This window comes from Undibacterium sp. JH2W, from assembly GCF_049340425.1.
In the GTDB taxonomy this organism is placed as follows: domain Bacteria; phylum Pseudomonadota; class Gammaproteobacteria; order Burkholderiales; family Burkholderiaceae_D; genus Undibacterium.
On the sequence record NZ_JBMPOT010000009.1, the window covers coordinates 102,974 to 119,760 of the forward strand.

The window sequence follows — 16,787 nt, forward strand, 5'->3', positions numbered from 1 at the left end:
CCCCTGATTTTCAGCAATAACTCCTGTTATTTTCATCGAAGTTACTGATAAAAATCAAGAAAATGAATTAGCCCAAATACATCCCACCATTTACATGGAGGGTAGTACCGGTAATATATCCTGCATCGGGCGATGCCAAAAACACAGTTGCAGCTGCAATATCTTCTGGTCTACCGAGTTTTGCAAGTGGAATTTGCTGCAAAATTGTTGCTTTTTGCTCATCACTCAAGGCCCGGGTCATATCCGTATCGATAAAACCAGGCGCAATGCAGTTCACAGTGATATTGCGACTACCTATTTCCCTGGCCAATGCTCGGCTCATGCCAGCCACGCCCGCCTTGGCAGCCGCATAATTCATTTGCCCCGGATTGCCAGATGACCCAACTACCGAGGTGATATTAATGATGCGACCATGTTTGGCCTTCATCATGCCACGCAGCACAGCACGCGACATACGCGCAACGGAAGTCAGGTTGGTCGAGATCACACTATCCCATTCCTCTTCCTTCATGCGCATAGCCAATTGATCCTGAGTAATACCGGCGTTATTGACCAAAATGGACAAGCCGCCAAATTCTTTCTGGATTTCATCGACCAGACTGGCAGCACGCTCGACGTCATTGACATTAAACGCCACCCCCCTGCCTGAGCCTGGAGCCAGCTCTTCCAGATAGGCAGTAATTGCTGCTGCACCAGATTCTGTCGTTGCAGTGCCAATGACCTTGGCACCAGCCTTGGCCAGGCCAATAGCAATTGCCCTACCTATACCGCGGGAAGCTCCAGTGACCAGTGCCACCTGATTTTCTAATTGTTGAGTCATTTCAAAATTTCCAATACTTTTTCCAAACTTGCCTGATCAAATATAGTGTCACCTGTCAACTCAGACTGAATGCGCTTGGTCAGACCTGTCAATACCTTGCCCGGGCCACATTCTATGACATGCGTAATGCCATCAGCATGCATCTTACTGATGGTTTCCACCCAGCGCACTGGACTGGCAGCTTGCCTGACCAGTGCATCCTTGATAGCCGCAACATCATTCACGACAGCAACATCAACATTATTAATTAATGGAATTGCTGGTACAGAAAATGAAATACTGGCCAGATATTCGAGCAACTTGTCTGATGCAGGCTTAAGCAAAGATGAATGAAAAGGGGCAGAAACAGCTAAAGGTAGGGCACGCTTGGCGCCTTTAGCTTTGGCGATTTCGCAAGCACGATCTACAGCAGCCTTACTACCTGCAATAACCACTTGCGCTGGCGCATTGAAATTCACAGCCTCAACCACCTCACCCGGCACGGCAACCATTGCCTCAGCACAAACCGCCTGCACGTCTTCATCCGACAAACCTAAAATTGCAGCCATGCCGCCCTGCCCTACAGGCACAGCGTCTTGCATGGCTTGCGCACGGAAGCGCACCATAGGCACAGCATCTTTAAACGCGATGACACCAGCGGCGACCAGGGCGGAATACTCGCCTAGACTATGGCCCGCCACCAGCTTGGGTGCAGCACCACCTGCGGCGATCCAGGCACGGTAGCAAGCGACGGCCGCTGTCAGCATGACCGGCTGGGTATTAGTGGTCAGATCCAGCGATTCTTTTGGGCCTTCATTAATCATCTTGCCCAAATCCAGTTGCAGCGCATCAGATGCTTCAGCAATGGTTTGTTGCACGACACGATTGTCAGCAAAGCCATTCAACATGCCTATCGCTTGCGAACCCTGCCCTGGAAATACAAATGCAAATTGCGTCATTTCTTATCTCAAATGTTTATTATTGATTGTTTCATTCTTTTTGCTGAACTGCTTACATCTTGACGATGGCCGCACCCCAGGTAAAGCCACCACCCACGCCTTCCAACATCACTGTATGGCCAGGTTTGACCCTGCCATCACGCACAGCCAGGTCCAGTGCCAGCGGTATCGAGGCAGCTGACGTATTGCCATGCTGATCAACCGTGACGACCACCCTATCCATGGGCATGCGCATTTTTTTTGCCGTACTTTGCATGATGCGTATATTTGCCTGGTGCGGTATCAGCCAATCGATCTGATCTGTCGTCAGGCCGGCGATTTCAAGTGCTTCGTTGGCAACCTTTTCCAGCAAATTGACCGCCAGCTTAAACACGGCCTGGCCATCCATATACAAAAATGCACTACCCTCAACTACGCCACTCTGGACATTACCTGGAACGCATAAGATATTGGCGTAGCTGCCATCTGCATGCAGTTTAGTAGCCAGTACACCGGGCTCTTCTGAACGAGACATCACAATCGCACCAGCGCCATCACCAAACAGGACGCAAGTTGTGCGGTCTTCAAAATTCAAAATCCGGGAAAATACTTCCGCACCGATGACCAATACGTTTTTATGATTGCCTGCTTTGATCATGCTGTCAGCGATGGACATGGCATACATGAAACCACTGCACACCGCCTGCACATCAACCGCTGCCGCACCATTGGTGATGCCCAGCTTGTTTTGCACTACGCAGGCAGTACTGGGAAAACCGCCGAGAAAATCGGGGGTTGAGGTTGCCAGCACGATCAGGTCAATGTCATTGGCCTGCATTTTTGCGGCGTCCAATGCACGTTTTGCAGCCTCCACCGCCATATCACTGGTTGCAACAGTAGGCTCTGCATAGTGGCGGAAGGAAATCCCGCTACGGGAAAATATCCATTCATCCGAAGTTTCTATACCCTTCGCCGCCAGTTGATCCGTTAATTCCTGATTGCTTACTTTTTTGGGTGGCAGGTAACTGCCCGTTCCGATAATTTTGCTATAGAAAGTCATGCGCTTTTCTGTACCAAGGTTTCATTGTTGTCTGGAGCGACTATTTCGGCAACTGCCTCAGCATCTGCCATTGGCATCAATTTTGCCATTGAAGTCGCAATGCGTGACAATACATCATTTTTCGCAGCATCGAATGCGCGCTGTATTGCCCATTCATAACTATATTTATCTGCGCTGCCATGGCTTTTAAATACCAGGCCACGCAAGCCCAGCAAACTGCCGCCATTGTAGTTGGACGGATTCATGGTGCGCGAGATGGATTTCAAGGCACCACGTGCGAAGATTGCGCCTAAAATATTCAGGGGATTGCTCTTGAAGGCAGCAGTCAGGGTGGTTTTCACAAAACGTCCCATACCCTCAGCTGCTTTCAGGGTGACATTGCCGACAAAGCCATCACAGACAACGATATCGGTCGTGCCTTCAAAAATATCATTACCTTCAACATTGCCATAAAAATTCAGCAAGCCACGCTCATGATCGGCACGCAGCAATTGCGCCGTTTTCTTGACGACGTCATTACCTTTGATGTCTTCTTCACCTACATTCAATAAACCTATGCTTGGCTTATCTTTACCTTCCAATGCGGATACCAGGGCAGAACCCATGATGGCAAACTGATGCAAATGCAGAGGTTCGCAATCCACGTTCGCCCCCAAGTCCAGCATGTAAGTAGGAAGATTTTTTTGATTTGGTAAGATACTGCAGATCGCGGGGCGGTCGACGCCCTGCATGGTTTTCAGCACATAGCGCGACACGGCCATCAGCGCACCAGTATTGCCAGCGGAAACACAGGCTTGGGCAGTACCCTCTTTCACCTGACTGATGGCGACACGCATTGAAGAGTCTTTTTTGCGACGCAAGGCAACCTCTATCGGGTCATCCATTTCCACCACTTCTGTGGCATTGATAATTTTTAAACGTGCATGAGCACCGGCATGCAGCTTCTTCAGCTCGGCTTGAATGATAGATTCAGAGCCCACCAGGAGAAATTCGACATCAGGTTCGCGATTGGCAAAAGCAACAGCTGCTGCCACTGTAACTGCCGGGCCATGATCTCCGCCCATGCAGTCTATAGAAATTTTAATTGTCATGTAGTGATACGAAACTTCAATCTGAAACAATGAGTGTATCAAACCGGAACAGACATCATCCCGAATTAATTTTTTCAAAAACAGGATTATCTCAAAAATTCAAAGACTCACCGACACAATTCAATCAAAAAACCGAATTAAAACCCTACTCAGCTCCACACTCACAAATCCAACAAGCAAACACGGGCAGGTTAACGCAAAAAAGCGGCGCCAAGTCAAAGACTCGTCACGCCGCTTTTTTACCAGGAACAGAGATTACTCGTCGTTCTTGGTTTTCAATACTTTACGACCACGGTAAAAGCCGTTAGGGCTGATGTGGTGACGCAGATGTGTTTCACCAGTTGTTGGCTCGATACCCAGTTGCGGAGCAACCAGGAAATCGTGGGAACGGTGCATGCCACGCTTGGATGGGGATTTTTTATTTTGCTGAACTGCCATGATAACTCCTAATACTTCAAAAAATGTTTCTAAAATTTAACACGCCTGGTTGAAGAATGCGAACATCAGCAACCAAGAATCCCTAACAATACTTCGACCTGAGTGTTTTTTCAGAATAATGCCACTAGGTACGCCCATTAATTTTTCTTCAGCACGGCAAAAGGTGAAGCTTTTTTGCCGACTTCCGCGTCAATCGCTGCAGTAGTATCTGCTGAAGCCAACGGTAGATCCGGGCATACTGCATGTTTGGGCGATTGGGGTATTGCCAGTAGCGCCTCATCCTCTATCAAATCCATGACATTAAATGTTTTGCTACCTACTACAACATCGACCTCGTCATCTTCAAGCAATGCCTCAATTTCATCAGCATTTTCTTCGTTTTTGGCGAGTATCAATATGGATTCAGAGTCAATATCAAATGCAAGCGGTGTCAAACAGCGCTGACACATCAACTGCACCGTACCATTCACAGACAATTCCAACTGCGGATGACCCAGCTCATCTTTCCCACCCTGCAGAGACCAGTCCAACGCACCTTCGGCGCTTGCACTTTCTTCTGACAGACGCGGCAAATCTGCGACTAAAATGCTTCCCGAACGCTGCTCTTCGAGCCGGGAGAACGTGAAAGCGTCAATCACAAATGCTTGCATAGGATTATTTGAACCCAGAAAACCTGCGATAATAACAGGATTACACCTAACTAGTCAAAGAATTGACGCGTTTTTTTCACGGCATAGCTATGAAAGTCACGAAAAATGTTTTCACAATGCAAACAAATAAGCAAGCAAACAGATTGATATTGGCATCGAGTTCGGTTTATCGCCGTGAATTACTGGCAAGATTGCAATTCAATTTCGAAAGTATAGCACCCGAACTTGACGAAAGCCCCAGGTCGGGCGAAAGCCCCGAACAAACAGCCCTGCGCCTGGCACAACAAAAGGCTGAGGCAATAGCAAAAATTCACTCAGATGCCATTATCATAGGCTCAGACCAGGTCGCAACGCTGGACGGCTTGCAAATTGGCAAGCCAGGCAATCACGCAGCAGCTTTACAGCAACTGCAATTGATGCGTGGGCGCGAAGTGGCATTTCATACTGCCTTATGCGTTCTGGATAATCGTCAACACGCTCCCTTCCCTGTGCAAATTCAGGATATCTGCACGATGGTCAAGTTCAGGGATTTAAGCGATGTAGAACTGGATGCCTATTTACGTATAGAACAGCCTTATGATTGTGCTGGCAGTGCCAAGAATGAAGGCCTGGGCATCGCCATCATAGCAAGCATTCAAAGTGATGATCCAACCGCATTGACCGGCCTACCACTTATTGCTCTGACCAGCATGTTACGCAATACCGGGCTAAGTTTCTTCCATCTTTGAATTTATCGCTTTATCCATTTTACAAAATAAAAATCAAAACCATGACAGGCACGCTTTACTTAATCCCCAATACCCTGGGCATGAATGATGATCAGCAAGTTAATTTACTTGCCAGCATCATCCCTGATACCGTACAAAAAATGACGGCAGAGCTCAGTCATTTTGTCGCTGAAAATGCCAAAACCACACGTGCTTATCTGAAATACCTGTCGCAGGCTCACCCCTTGCAAAAAGCCATGCAGGACATCCAGATCAGCGAATTGAATATCAACACGCCTGCGCAAGCACTGGAAGGCCTGTTGCAGCCACTACTGCAAGGCCATGACGTAGGCTTGATATCTGAAGCTGGCGTGCCTGCTGTTGCCGACCCGGGCGCCAATCTGGTCAGGCTCGCTCATCAGCGCAATATCAGGGTGCGCCCACTGGTTGGCCCTTCTTCACTGTTGCTGGCATTGATGGGCAGTGGACTGAACGGGCAAAGCTTTGCGTTTCACGGTTATTTGCCGACTGATGCAGCGCTCAGGGCAAAACGCATTAAAGAACTCGAAGAGAGATCAAAAAAAGAAAAGCAAACGCAATTACTCATAGAAACCCCTTATCGCAATGCAGCCATGCTGGAAGCGCTGAGCAATCACTGCAATCCAGGCACCCTGATATGCGTGGCAACAGATTTGAGCCTGGAGACAGAATCACTACAAACAAAAACTGCTAATGAGTGGAAAAACAGTTTAAGCAAACAGCAAGGTCCTGATTTTCATAAGAAACCCACAGTTTTCTTATTCTTAAGTCATTAAAAAGTGCACGACCGGTCGATTTTTTATATTTGCGCTAAGATGTCTTTTTTTTGGAGGAATGCACATGCTGAATTTTGATTTTTACAACCCCACACAAATTCTTTTTGGCAAAGGGCGTATAGCCGACTTGAACAAAGTCATTCCAGCCGAAGCCCATGTACTCATGCTTTACGGTGGTGGCAGCATTAAACAAAATGGCGTTTACGATGAAGTTATTGCTGCACTTGGCACACGCCAGGTGACAGAATTCACTGGCATAGAACCCAATCCCAGCTATGAAACCCTGATGAAGGCTGTCGAACTCATCAAGCAAAACAAGATAGACTTTTTGCTTGCAGTTGGCGGCGGCTCTGTCATTGATGGTACCAAATTCATCGCAGCGGCGGCCTTGTTTGAAGGCGATGATCCATGGGCTATCATGGAAAAGCGCGGCAGCAATGTGGTCCAGGCCATGCCATTTGGCAGCGTATTGACACTGCCAGCTACAGGTTCAGAAATGAATAATGGCGGCGTCGTCACTCGCAAATCCATCAAGGCAAAAATGGCCTTTTCCAGCCGCCATTGCTTCCCACAATTCTCGGTGCTGGACCCGACCAAGACTTTTACCCTGCCAGTACGTCAAATAGGTAATGGCGCAGTTGACGCCTTTGTCCACGTCATGGAGCAGTATCTGACCTATCCGGTGAACTCACCAGTACAAGACAGGTTTGCTGAAGGCCTATTACTGACGTTGATAGAAGAAGGCCCGAAAGCCCTGGCCAACCCTGAAGATTACGACGTGCGCGCCAATCTCATGTGGTGTGCCACCATGGCCCTGAACGGCATGATCTCGACTGGCGTGCCTCAAGACTGGGCAACGCATATGATAGGTCATGAACTGACAGCCCTACATAACATCGACCACGCTCAAACCCTGGCCATCGTCCTGCCTAGCATGCTGCGTGTCCGCAAGGAAGGTAAACGGGCAAAGTTACTGCAATTTGCCGAACGTGTCTGGGGCCTGCATGAAGGCGATGAAGACAGCCGCATAGAAACAGCCATCAGCCGCATGCAAGATTACTTTGAGCAAATGGGCGTCAAAACCCGACTCAGCGACTACCAGCTTGGTAGCAATGATATTGCACCTATCCTGTCAGCACTGGAAACACATCGCATGGTCAGCCTGGGTGAAAAACGTGACGTGACGCTCGACGTCAGTCGTCAAATATTGGAATTGAGTTTGTAATTAAACTGCGGCCATTTATTCCAGCGGGATGGAATGGCCGCAGATTTATTTTTTTACCGTTTTCTGGATATGGCAATTCGCATCCAGAAAGCGCATGGCTCCTGTGTAATTGGTATCCCAGTCGTCCATTAGATAATTACCAGCCTCTTCCACGAAGTTATTCCAGTCTTCCAGCAAACCTTCCTGTTTTTCATGCGGCGCGGCAGTTTTAATCCAGTCTGTTGCCAATCCTGAATTGAAACCTTCATCACGAAATTTTTTTACCAAACTTTTTGCCGTTTTTTCTGGCAAGGTCGTTTTTGGTGTAATGCCACCAACGATACAGACGAACAAAGTCAGCAAAGAATCGATGTCAGTTTTTCCCTTGGTCAATTTCGTCCATTCCTTGGAAACCAGGGCATCGTATTCAGAAGTATCTTCGACTTCATGGTCCCGCAGGTAATAGCGATCCTTGAGCTCATACACCAGCTTGTCGAGGGATGCGGATTTATCCTGCAAGCGTGGCAGGTCATGGGATTTGATTTCGCCCAGCACGCGTTCAACGATGGCATGAAATTTCTCGGGGATGTCAGCTAGATCAATGACAGACAATGCTTTTTTCAATTTCGCCGCGGTATATGCGCGGATAGCGTCAATCAGGCTGGCAAACTCCACCTGGTTTTGCAATGTTGCCTCAGGCTTGCCAAACATTTGCAATAACAAGGCTGTGCGGACTACCGACACGGCCTCCACATCTTCTTCTTTGAGGTAACTGGCAGACAGACCCAGCTCTTCACCAAACCAGTAGCCAGCCTCAATTTCCAACGCATTCATTTGCCGGTGTTCTAGCGTGTTCCTGTACTCAATCGGCTTTTCCTTGAGTGACCAGGCCTCCAGAAAATCTTCCACCTTGCCCTTGGCTTCATGGCCCAGCAAGGCGTATTCAGGCATGGCAAACAAGGCTTTCAGCAAACCTGAACCACCGCGCGACAAAGTCAGAAAGGTGTTATCGCGTATCAACTTGGCGGCCAGCTCAAGGTCACCCTTGGTGGCCTCGATCAGATACAAGCTGGCGAGATTGACGATACGTTTGCGTGCCGCTTCAATTTCAGGGCGCAAGTATTTACTGCCGAAAGCATCCGCTATCTGCACCATGCCTTTTGGTGCTTCTGCCTCAATCGCAGCAATCTTGGCGGTGGAGATAATTGCCTTTTGCACACCGTAACGCAACGCCGATTCAAAGTAGGGGCGATTATCAAGCAGGGCAATTTCAAAAGTATTTTCAGGCATAAATACCAGAATAGAGGCAGTCTATAGAAATGAAAGGCAGACAGAAAAACTCCTGCCTGCCCCGCGCATCAAAAAAATATCAACAATTACAAGGCAGACTCTTCGTCATCATCCTTGTCGTCGCCATCATCATTGTTTTTAGGACGTTCTTCCTGCTCTTCTTCAGCAACACCCTCGCCGCCTTCCAACAATTCATCTTGCGCCAGACTAGCTTGATAAGCCTTGTAACGTGCACGCAACTTCATCAACACTTCGCGGAAGATTTCTGGCAATTCATAACGCAGGATGTAAGTCACCTGCATCCAGTCATGATCTTCCAGATTTGCCATGTCCAAAGGCGATGCCAGGCTTTCGGTATCGCGGGTGAGGTTGAGCAAATCATCATCACGTGCCTGGGTTTTGTTATCGTCACCATATTCATACAAGTCGAAAGTCGCATAGCGGTAGAAATGCTCCACCATTTGCGCCCGGTCGAGCAGATAATCGACGAGGGCATCATAGCCACCCTCCACCTCGGCGATTTCATACAAAAATTCAGCTGGATCAGCACCTTCACGGAAAATGACGGAATTGACCATGCCACGCAATTGCTCATGGGTCTGGTCGCCATAGCGACGTTCCAGCACTACGGCCTGGGCAAATTGCTCAGGCGTGACCAGCAGGTTCACCAAAGACTCTTTGGAAGCATCGTATTCACGGATAATTGCCAGCAAATCCTTGGCGGGGAATTCATCCAGGGCGGCTACCAGCGCTTTGTCGCCTTCGGTTTCGGCCAGATTGGCCAGTGCATGTTCAGCACCGGCGATATCACCCGCCTTGACCAGGCTTTGGGCTTCGATTAATGCAGGATAATTCATCTGTACTCCTTATTCTTTGCGGTCAAAACCTTGCTCAGCCAACCAGTCTGCACCGGCTTCGCCCAGATCATAATCATCACCATCATCACCGTCATCGCGACCATGCCTGCCATATTGGCCATCAAGGTCACCATGTTCTTTCAATTCTTCATTTTCCTCATTGGCTTCTTTATCTTCATCCTGGTCAGCACCAGCCGCATCGCTGGCACCAGCCTTGCGTGTGGTGTTGCTACGGTTCAGATATTCCAGCGCCGCAGCCGTCACCAGGAAAACTTCGCCGTCCGGATCTTTCAGGACGATGCGACTCAAGGGCTCAGCCCATGGTTCCAGCTTGACTGCTGCCGACAGGGTTTTCCAGGAAGGAAATTTGCCTGCTTCTTTGGTAATCAATGATTCCATCGTCAGCGGGTTCATGAAGATGAAGCCCTCATGAAAAGCCACTGCCAGCATTTCAGGATTACTGGCCATCATAGGCAACAACATAGGCAATTGCTCCGCCTTTTCACGCAACCTGGCCTTGAGCACGTTTTTGCCCTCGGAATCGGATTTCAAATCCTCCAATTCAGCCTTATAAAGCGGAATAATATCTTCAAAAAAACGCGACAATTTCACTGCAATACTCCTGATAAATAATTTTTCCAGATTTCGGTCGCTGTCTCGATAGGAGAGTCCAGCAAATTGCGTCTACGATTTTCATCATAGGCAGTACGCGCTGTCTCGTCCGACAAAATATCGTAAGCTTCTTTGACCGCATGGAATTTTTCCGGCGCCAGTTCAGAATCATTCCTGTCTGGATGAAACTCCGCAGCCTTTTGACGAAACGCCTTCTTGACGTCTGCCAGACTCGCATTGGTGGCAATACCGAGAATAAAATAATAGTCTTTCATACACACCTTTGGCTTGCACTTGGACTTGAATTGACACTGCAGATCAGCAGCGAAGAACAAGGGGAACCATATATATAGATTCCCCTATGCAGGACTAAGCCAGAATTCCGCTATTCCTGTAGATACATCTTAATGGTGATGACCGTGCTCACCATGCACGTGACCATGCACAACTTCTTCATCAGTAGCTTCACGCACTTCCAGTACCTCTGCATCGAAACGTATGGTCATGCCGGCCAGGGGATGGTTACCATCCACAGTCACCACACCTGCATCAATGGCAGTAACGCGGAACTGCATGGTTTCGCCAGTTTCTGGCTCGCGTGTTTCAAACATCATGCCAACTTCGATATCCGGCGGGAAAGCACTGATATCTTCTTCACGCACGAATTCTGGATCAAATTCACCAAAACCATCTTCTGGTGCCAAAGTCACAGAGACTTTGTCGCCAACGGCTTTACCATCCAGCGCAGCCTCCACTGCTGGCAAAATATTATCATATCCACCATGCAAATAAACGATGGGCTGCTGATTCTGGTCTATGACCTCGCCCTCAGCACTGAACATAGTGTAATTCAAAGTGACAGCGGTATTTTGTGTGATTTGCATGACAAATAAATAAAGTAATTGCGCATTATTGCGACAAGATTGAAATGAGAACCCCATGAGAGGCCCAGATACCTAGGCATATATAGCCTACAAGCACCCATTTCAATAGGCTAACCGCGTATTGTAGCAGAGCTGCTCTCTATTTTTTGGAGTTTGCTGCCTTTGTTCTTTTATCTCTTTTGCTTGCAATCCTCTTTCTTCATAGGTGCCCGGAATTTAGTTTGGTTATAACACAATCTTATTTTCTAATAGGGAATAAAAAACCGCCAGCGGCGGTTTTAAAAGTGAGGCTGGATTGATAGAATCCTCTCAAACTCCAATTTTTTCAAGCATAGTACCCAGTTCACGCAGAGCTGGTTCCAGCTTGGGATGCTGTGCGGCAAATTTTGCTGACAGAGCCTGCGACCTTTCACTTAGCGCGGCAAATACGGGATCATCATGATTTTGCGTGGTTGCGAGGACATGTTGAATATCCTCATTCAATTTCTCCAGCAAGGATTTCAATTCATCATCAACAGCCTCCGTGCTTGCCAACTCTTGATGCAAGAGACCTAGCAGATGTTTTAATTGCTCTTGTTTCATATCGTATCTCCTTGATGAAAAATTCTTAGCTTTTTATAGTTTAGTTGCTGACTCGCGGAAAAACCAGTACCACGGCTTCGGCAGCTATCCCCTCTTCCCTACCTAGATAACCAAGACGTTCATTAGTTTTTGCCTTGATATTAACCTGGCCGATGTCGACCTGCATATCCTCTGCAATATTTGCCACCATACTTACAATATGTGCTGCCATCTTGGGGGCCTGGGCGATGATGGTGGCATCCAGATTGCCCACTTCATAACCTGCGGCATGAATACGCTTGACCGCTTCACGCAGTAAAACACGCGAATCAGCACCGGCGAAGCGGGTGTCTGTATCCGGGAAATGCCTGCCTATATCACCCAGGGCGACTGAACCAAAGAGCGCATCGGTAATCGCATGCAGTAACACATCCGCATCTGAATGTCCAAGCAAACCAGTGGTATGTGGAATAGTCACCCCACCAATAATCAGTTTGCGACCGGGCACCAGCGCATGACAGTCATAACCCTGACCTATTCTGAACGGTAACGTCTTATTTTGCATCAAGCTTCCTTTATTCTTGCGGGCTATTCAAATACTGGGCGATCAATGCCATATCGCTGGGTAAAGTCAGCTTCATGTTTCGCACATGCCCTTCAACCAGTATGGGGGCATGGCCAGCAGCCTCAATAGCACTGGCTTCGTCAGTAACCTGATCTGCCGCATCCAAGGCTTCGCACAATAGCTGATAACGAAACATTTGCGGGGTTTGTGCCAGCCACAAGCCATCACGAGGTATAGTTTGTACTTTGCCGTTTTCCACCCGTTTGACGGTATCAACCACAGGCAAGGCAAGCAGGCCGCCGACTGCATTGTCAGCAACACTATCAATCAAATGTTGCAGCAAGCCAGATGTCAAACCTGGTCTGGCGGCATCGTGTACAAGTATCCAGTCATTGCCTGTTAGTTCGCTGGCTATTTTGCTCAAGCCATTTCTAACCGTATCACGGCGGCTGGCACCACCGCAACGCAAGACGCTCAGGTTTTCCGCTTTTGCCAGATATTCATCAGCATAAGCGTCATCCGGGCTGACAAGGACATAGGTGTGCTGTATTTTTGAAAAACTAAGAAATGCATCGACAGTGTGCTGCAGAACTGATTTACTGCCTATACGCATATATTGCTTAGGCGTTGTCGCGCCCATACGTGAACCCACGCCCGCAGCAGGAATCAGCGCAACATAGCGAGGTGTATCTATCAGCTTTTCGGCGTCAAAATGATGTTCTTGCAATTGTTTTTCCATGAATATCACAAGCTCTTGAGGTTGCCCCGATAAGAAAGAGCCCCTTCGTTTATAATTAGGCGCTCATTTTAACCGCGTATCTTGTTCCGTAAGCAGCTTTTACGGCATCCCACATGTATAGCCGCAATGTCATTTGATTTCAGCAAATCCTTAGCAAAACCCGGCCATAAACTGGCACTCCCCAATTTGCATGGTTCTTCCGATGCTTATGCCCTGGCGCAAGCAGCTACTGCGCTTAAGGCTGACAAGCGCATGCTGACAATTTTTGTAGCCAACCCGGGAGATGCCCAGCGCCTGCTGGATGAAATCCCCTGGTTTAATGCAGAACTGCGCTGCCATTTGCTGCCAGACTGGGAAACCCTGCCTTACGACGCATTTTCACCGCATCAGGACCTAGTGTCTGAGCGCCTAGCCAGCCTGCATGAAATCCAGAATGGCAATTGCGATGTCTTGCTGGCACCGGCAACGACGGCTCTGCTGCGCATGGCACCGCCCTCTTTCCTCGCAGCCTACACCTTCTTTTTCAAAAAAGGTGACCGTCTTGACGAGGCAAAGCTAAAAACCCAGTTGACACTGGCAGGTTATAGCCATGTCAACCAGGTCATGTCTCCAGGTGAATATTCTGTACGCGGTGGCCTGATCGACTTGTTCCCTATGGGGTCGGCCCTGCCTTACCGCCTGGATTTGTTTGGCGACACCATAGAGACCATACGCACCTTTGATGCCGATACACAGCGTTCGCTCTACCCTGTGCCTGAAGTGCGCTTGCTGCCCGGGCGCGAATTCCCCATGGACGAACCAGCACGAGCTGCCTTCCGCAGTCGCTGGCGCGAAACCTTTGAAGGTGATCCTTCACGTTCCAGCATCTATAAGGACATAGGCAATGGCATCCCTTCAGCCGGTATAGAATATTACCTGCCGCTGTTTTTTGAGCAAACCGCTACCCTGTTTGATTATCTGCCAGAAGTGCCGCATTTTGCCTTGATAGGCGATATCGACGATGCGATCCGACGTTTCTGGAACGATACCCGCTCACGCTACCAGTTCTTAAAATCTGACCGCGAACGTCCTGTGCTGGCACCAGAAACTGTGTTTTTACGTGATGAAGACTTTTTTGCTGCGATGAAACCGCTGGCACGCTGGACTATCGTGACCACAGATAAAGCCGCCGCTGCTTCAGAAGTATCCAGTTTTTTACCCGACATTGCTGTCAATCGCCGCGCCGACGATCCATTGACGAACTTGCGCTCCTTCCTGCTGCAAACTGACAAACGCGTAATGATCTGCGCCGAAACTCTAGGTCGGCGCGAAACCTTGCAGCAGTATTTCACTGAATATGATATTCGCCTGAGCCTGTGCGAAGGCTATACTGACTTTGCCACTGCAGACGCCAAGCTGATGCTGGGTGTCGCACCGCTGCATGCTGGCTTTGTGCTGGCTGATGGACTGGCATTTGTTACCGAAGCAGAGCTATATGCTGGCAGTGGCAAACGCATAGGCCGCAAAAAACAGGAAGCCGTCACCCAGGTCGAGCACATGGTGCGCGACCTGTCGGAACTCAAAATCGGTGATCCTGTCGTCCATAGCAACCATGGCATAGGCCGCTACATGGGTCTGATCAGCATGGACCTGGGCGAAGGTGAAACTGAATTCCTGCATCTGGAATACGCAAAAGATACCAAACTGTATGTACCGGTATCGCAACTACATGTCATTTCTCGCTATTCCGGTGCTTCGCCAGATGATGCTCCCTTGCACAGTCTGGGTTCAGGTCAGTGGGAAAAAGCCAAGAAAAAAGCTGCGCAGCAAATTCGCGATACTGCCGCCGAACTGCTGAACCTGTATGCCCGCCGTGCGGCGCGCCAGGGTCATGCCTTTGAATATTCTGCGCGTGACTACGAAGCCTTTGCCGACAGCTTTGGCTTTGATGAAACGCCGGACCAGGCAGCAGCCATTACCGCCGTGATTGGCGACATGACGTCAGGCAAGCCCATGGACAGGCTGATTTGCGGCGACGTTGGCTTTGGCAAGACAGAGGTCGCCTTGCGTGCCGCCTTTGTAGCCGTCATGGGTGGCAAGCAAGTCGCCATCCTGGCACCTACCACGCTGCTAGCGGAACAACATGCCCAGACTTTTGCTGACCGTTTTGCCGCCTGGCCAGTGAAGATTGCTGAATTATCACGCTTCCGCTCTGGCAAAGAAATCAGCATCGCCATGAAGGGTATGGGCGACGGCACTGTTGACATCGTCATTGGCACGCATAAACTGCTGTCTGGTGATGTCAAGTTCTCCCGCCTTGGCTTGGTCATTATTGATGAAGAACACCGCTTTGGTGTACGCCAGAAAGAAGCTCTGAAGGCCTTACGTGCTGAAGTTGATGTGCTGACGCTGACAGCGACGCCGATACCACGTACTCTTGGCATGGCACTGGAAGGCTTACGTGATTTCTCCGTCATTGCTACCGCTCCGCAAAAGCGGCTGGCAATCAAGACCTTTGTACGCGGCGAAGATGATTCTGTCATTCGCGAAGCCTGCTTGCGTGAACTGAAACGTGGCGGCCAAGTCTATTTCCTGCACAATGAAGTCGAAACCATAGAAAACCGCAAAGCCATGCTGGAAGCCTTGCTGCCAGAGGCGCGCGTAGTGGTTGCACATGGCCAGATGCATGAGCGTGACCTGGAAAAAGTCATGCGTGACTTTGTCGCTCAGCGGCATAATATTTTGCTGTGTACGACGATTATCGAGACTGGTATCGACGTACCAACTGCCAATACCATCATCATGCACAGAGCCGACAAATTTGGCCTGGCGCAGTTACATCAATTGCGCGGCCGCGTAGGTCGCTCCCACCATCAGGCTTATGCCTACTTGCTTGTGCATGATGTACAAAGCCTGACTAAGCAGGCGAATCGTCGTCTGGAAGCCATCCAGCAGATGGAAGAACTGGGCAGCGGCTTTTACCTGGCCATGCATGATCTGGAAATTCGTGGCGCAGGTGAAGTCTTGGGTGATAACCAGTCTGGCGAAATGCATGAGATAGGCTTCCAGATGTATTCCGACATGCTCAGTGAGGCAGTACGCTCACTAAAGAATGGCAAGGAACCAGACTTGGCAGCACCATTATCGACTACGACAGAAATTAACCTGCACATCCCTGCCCTACTGCCGAATGAATTCTGTGGTGATGTGCATGAGCGCCTGTCCATCTACAAGCGCCTGGCCAATTGCAGCAGCGCCAGCGGCATTGATGACATGCAGGAAGAGATGATAGACCGCTTTGGCAAACTGCCAGAACCTGTTAAATCACTTCTGGAAACACATAGACTGCGCGTTGCTGCCAAACCGCTGGGCATCATCAAGATAGATGCGCATAGCGAAGCTGCGACTCTGCAGTTTGAACCCAAGCCACCGATAGACGGCATGCGCATCATAGAACTGGTGCAAAAGAACAAAAATATCAAACTCAATGGTCAGGACAAGTTGCGCATCACTGCCGCCATGCCCGACCTTGCCAGCCGAGTCGCCCAGATCAAGGCTACCATCAAGGCACTGCACTAAATAATCGAATAAAATAAGT

General features: G+C 49.1%; 18 protein-coding genes. 4 read left to right on the plus strand and 14 right to left on the minus strand.

Going from position 1 to position 16,787, the window contains the following annotated elements:
- Positions 1-67: 67 nt before the first annotated feature.
- The 6 genes from fabG to ACO0LC_RS14975 form a co-directional block, all read right to left on the minus strand.
- The gene (gene fabG / locus ACO0LC_RS14950; RefSeq protein WP_423004404.1) at positions 68-820 is read right to left on the minus strand and encodes a 3-oxoacyl-ACP reductase FabG; all 753 of its coding nucleotides are present in this window, start codon (positions 818-820) and stop codon (positions 68-70) included.
- Positions 817-1,758: an ACP S-malonyltransferase gene (gene fabD / locus ACO0LC_RS14955; protein WP_423004406.1), complete on the minus strand. Its 942-nt coding sequence runs from the start codon at positions 1,756-1,758 to the stop codon at positions 817-819. The genes fabG and fabD overlap by 4 nt, the downstream gene beginning before the upstream one ends.
- A gap of 52 nt (positions 1,759-1,810) precedes the next feature.
- Positions 1,811-2,797 carry a beta-ketoacyl-ACP synthase III gene (locus ACO0LC_RS14960; RefSeq protein WP_423004408.1) on the minus strand — a complete coding sequence of 329 codons (987 nt, stop codon included), beginning with the start codon at positions 2,795-2,797 and terminating at the stop codon, positions 1,811-1,813.
- The gene (gene plsX / locus ACO0LC_RS14965) at positions 2,794-3,888 is read right to left on the minus strand and encodes a phosphate acyltransferase PlsX (protein WP_423004410.1); all 1,095 of its coding nucleotides are present in this window, start codon (positions 3,886-3,888) and stop codon (positions 2,794-2,796) included. The genes ACO0LC_RS14960 and plsX overlap by 4 nt, the downstream gene beginning before the upstream one ends.
- Positions 3,889-4,143: 255 nt before the next feature.
- Positions 4,144-4,326 carry a 50S ribosomal protein L32 gene (rpmF, locus tag ACO0LC_RS14970; RefSeq protein WP_008449924.1) on the minus strand — a complete coding sequence of 61 codons (183 nt, stop codon included), beginning with the start codon at positions 4,324-4,326 and terminating at the stop codon, positions 4,144-4,146.
- A gap of 137 nt (positions 4,327-4,463) precedes the next feature.
- Positions 4,464-4,976 carry a YceD family protein gene (locus ACO0LC_RS14975; RefSeq protein WP_423004412.1) on the minus strand — a complete coding sequence of 171 codons (513 nt, stop codon included), beginning with the start codon at positions 4,974-4,976 and terminating at the stop codon, positions 4,464-4,466.
- A gap of 116 nt (positions 4,977-5,092) precedes the next feature.
- On the opposite strand from ACO0LC_RS14975, the gene ACO0LC_RS14980 reads away from it, so the two are divergent.
- From ACO0LC_RS14980 to ACO0LC_RS14990, 3 genes are all read left to right on the plus strand, one after another.
- On the plus strand, positions 5,093-5,704 hold the full coding sequence (locus ACO0LC_RS14980) for a Maf-like protein (protein WP_423004414.1): 612 nt from the start codon (positions 5,093-5,095) through the stop codon (positions 5,702-5,704).
- A gap of 41 nt (positions 5,705-5,745) precedes the next feature.
- Positions 5,746-6,498 (plus strand): SAM-dependent methyltransferase, encoded by a 753-nt coding sequence (locus tag ACO0LC_RS14985; protein ID WP_423004416.1) that lies wholly within the window; start codon positions 5,746-5,748, stop codon positions 6,496-6,498.
- Positions 6,499-6,562: 64 nt separating this feature from the next.
- Positions 6,563-7,723, plus strand: a complete 1,161-nt coding sequence (locus tag ACO0LC_RS14990) for an iron-containing alcohol dehydrogenase (RefSeq protein WP_423004418.1) — start codon at positions 6,563-6,565, stop codon at positions 7,721-7,723.
- A 45-nt stretch (positions 7,724-7,768) separates the two neighbouring features.
- On the opposite strand, the gene ACO0LC_RS14995 is transcribed toward ACO0LC_RS14990, so the two are convergent.
- The 8 genes from ACO0LC_RS14995 to ispD form a co-directional block, all read right to left on the minus strand.
- Positions 7,769-8,992 carry a hypothetical protein gene (locus ACO0LC_RS14995; RefSeq protein WP_423004420.1) on the minus strand — a complete coding sequence of 408 codons (1,224 nt, stop codon included), beginning with the start codon at positions 8,990-8,992 and terminating at the stop codon, positions 7,769-7,771.
- Between the two features lie 86 nt (positions 8,993-9,078).
- Positions 9,079-9,849, minus strand: a complete 771-nt coding sequence (locus ACO0LC_RS15000; RefSeq protein ID WP_423004422.1) for a hypothetical protein — start codon at positions 9,847-9,849, stop codon at positions 9,079-9,081.
- A gap of 9 nt (positions 9,850-9,858) precedes the next feature.
- The gene (locus ACO0LC_RS15005) at positions 9,859-10,461 is read right to left on the minus strand and encodes a hypothetical protein (RefSeq protein WP_423004424.1); all 603 of its coding nucleotides are present in this window, start codon (positions 10,459-10,461) and stop codon (positions 9,859-9,861) included.
- Positions 10,458-10,736, minus strand: coding sequence for a DnaJ domain-containing protein (locus ACO0LC_RS15010; RefSeq protein ID WP_423004426.1), 279 nt, complete (start codon positions 10,734-10,736; stop codon positions 10,458-10,460). Before ACO0LC_RS15010 ends, ACO0LC_RS15005 begins: the two co-directional genes overlap by 4 nt.
- 129 nt (positions 10,737-10,865) lie before the next feature.
- Complete coding sequence (locus ACO0LC_RS15015; protein ID WP_305260061.1) at positions 10,866-11,345, minus strand: FKBP-type peptidyl-prolyl cis-trans isomerase; 480 nt, start codon at positions 11,343-11,345, stop codon at positions 10,866-10,868.
- A 309-nt stretch (positions 11,346-11,654) separates the two neighbouring features.
- Positions 11,655-11,927: a DUF4404 family protein gene (locus tag ACO0LC_RS15020; protein ID WP_423004428.1), complete on the minus strand. Its 273-nt coding sequence runs from the start codon at positions 11,925-11,927 to the stop codon at positions 11,655-11,657.
- 40 nt (positions 11,928-11,967) lie between these two features.
- On the minus strand, positions 11,968-12,471 hold the full coding sequence (gene ispF, locus ACO0LC_RS15025; RefSeq protein WP_423004430.1) for a 2-C-methyl-D-erythritol 2,4-cyclodiphosphate synthase: 504 nt from the start codon (positions 12,469-12,471) through the stop codon (positions 11,968-11,970).
- 10 nt (positions 12,472-12,481) lie between these two features.
- Positions 12,482-13,210: a 2-C-methyl-D-erythritol 4-phosphate cytidylyltransferase gene (gene ispD, locus ACO0LC_RS15030; protein ID WP_423004432.1), complete on the minus strand. Its 729-nt coding sequence runs from the start codon at positions 13,208-13,210 to the stop codon at positions 12,482-12,484.
- 126 nt (positions 13,211-13,336) lie between these two features.
- Between ispD and mfd the strand changes: the two genes are divergently transcribed.
- Positions 13,337-16,768, plus strand: a complete 3,432-nt coding sequence (gene mfd, locus ACO0LC_RS15035) for a transcription-repair coupling factor (protein WP_423004434.1) — start codon at positions 13,337-13,339, stop codon at positions 16,766-16,768.
- Positions 16,769-16,787: the final 19 nt, after the last annotated feature.

Excerpts from the sequence above, each read along its gene's own strand:
- ACO0LC_RS14985 (WP_423004416.1), top strand. The coding sequence starts at position 5,746 with ATGACAGGCACGCTTTACTTAATCCCCAATACCCTGGGCATGAATGAT.
- rpmF (WP_008449924.1), bottom strand. The coding sequence starts at position 4,326 with ATGGCAGTTCAGCAAAATAAAAAATCCCCATCCAAGCGTGGCATGCAC.
- ACO0LC_RS14995 (WP_423004420.1), bottom strand. The coding sequence starts at position 8,992 with ATGCCTGAAAATACTTTTGAAATTGCCCTGCTTGATAATCGCCCCTAC.
- ACO0LC_RS15020 (WP_423004428.1), bottom strand. The coding sequence starts at position 11,927 with ATGAAACAAGAGCAATTAAAACATCTGCTAGGTCTCTTGCATCAAGAG.
- ACO0LC_RS14980 (WP_423004414.1), top strand. The coding sequence starts at position 5,093 with ATGCAAACAAATAAGCAAGCAAACAGATTGATATTGGCATCGAGTTCG.
- ACO0LC_RS15000 (WP_423004422.1), bottom strand. The coding sequence starts at position 9,849 with ATGAATTATCCTGCATTAATCGAAGCCCAAAGCCTGGTCAAGGCGGGT.
- ACO0LC_RS14990 (WP_423004418.1), top strand. The coding sequence starts at position 6,563 with ATGCTGAATTTTGATTTTTACAACCCCACACAAATTCTTTTTGGCAAA.
- ACO0LC_RS15015 (WP_305260061.1), bottom strand. The coding sequence starts at position 11,345 with ATGCAAATCACACAAAATACCGCTGTCACTTTGAATTACACTATGTTC.
- fabG (WP_423004404.1), bottom strand. The coding sequence starts at position 820 with ATGACTCAACAATTAGAAAATCAGGTGGCACTGGTCACTGGAGCTTCC.
- ACO0LC_RS14975 (WP_423004412.1), bottom strand. The coding sequence starts at position 4,976 with ATGCAAGCATTTGTGATTGACGCTTTCACGTTCTCCCGGCTCGAAGAG.
- ACO0LC_RS14960 (WP_423004408.1), bottom strand. The coding sequence starts at position 2,797 with ATGACTTTCTATAGCAAAATTATCGGAACGGGCAGTTACCTGCCACCC.
- ACO0LC_RS15010 (WP_423004426.1), bottom strand. The coding sequence starts at position 10,736 with ATGAAAGACTATTATTTTATTCTCGGTATTGCCACCAATGCGAGTCTG.
- mfd (WP_423004434.1), top strand. The coding sequence starts at position 13,337 with ATGTCATTTGATTTCAGCAAATCCTTAGCAAAACCCGGCCATAAACTG.
- plsX (WP_423004410.1), bottom strand. The coding sequence starts at position 3,888 with ATGACAATTAAAATTTCTATAGACTGCATGGGCGGAGATCATGGCCCG.
- ispD (WP_423004432.1), bottom strand. The coding sequence starts at position 13,210 with ATGGAAAAACAATTGCAAGAACATCATTTTGACGCCGAAAAGCTGATA.
- ispF (WP_423004430.1), bottom strand. The coding sequence starts at position 12,471 with ATGCAAAATAAGACGTTACCGTTCAGAATAGGTCAGGGTTATGACTGT.
- fabD (WP_423004406.1), bottom strand. The coding sequence starts at position 1,758 with ATGACGCAATTTGCATTTGTATTTCCAGGGCAGGGTTCGCAAGCGATA.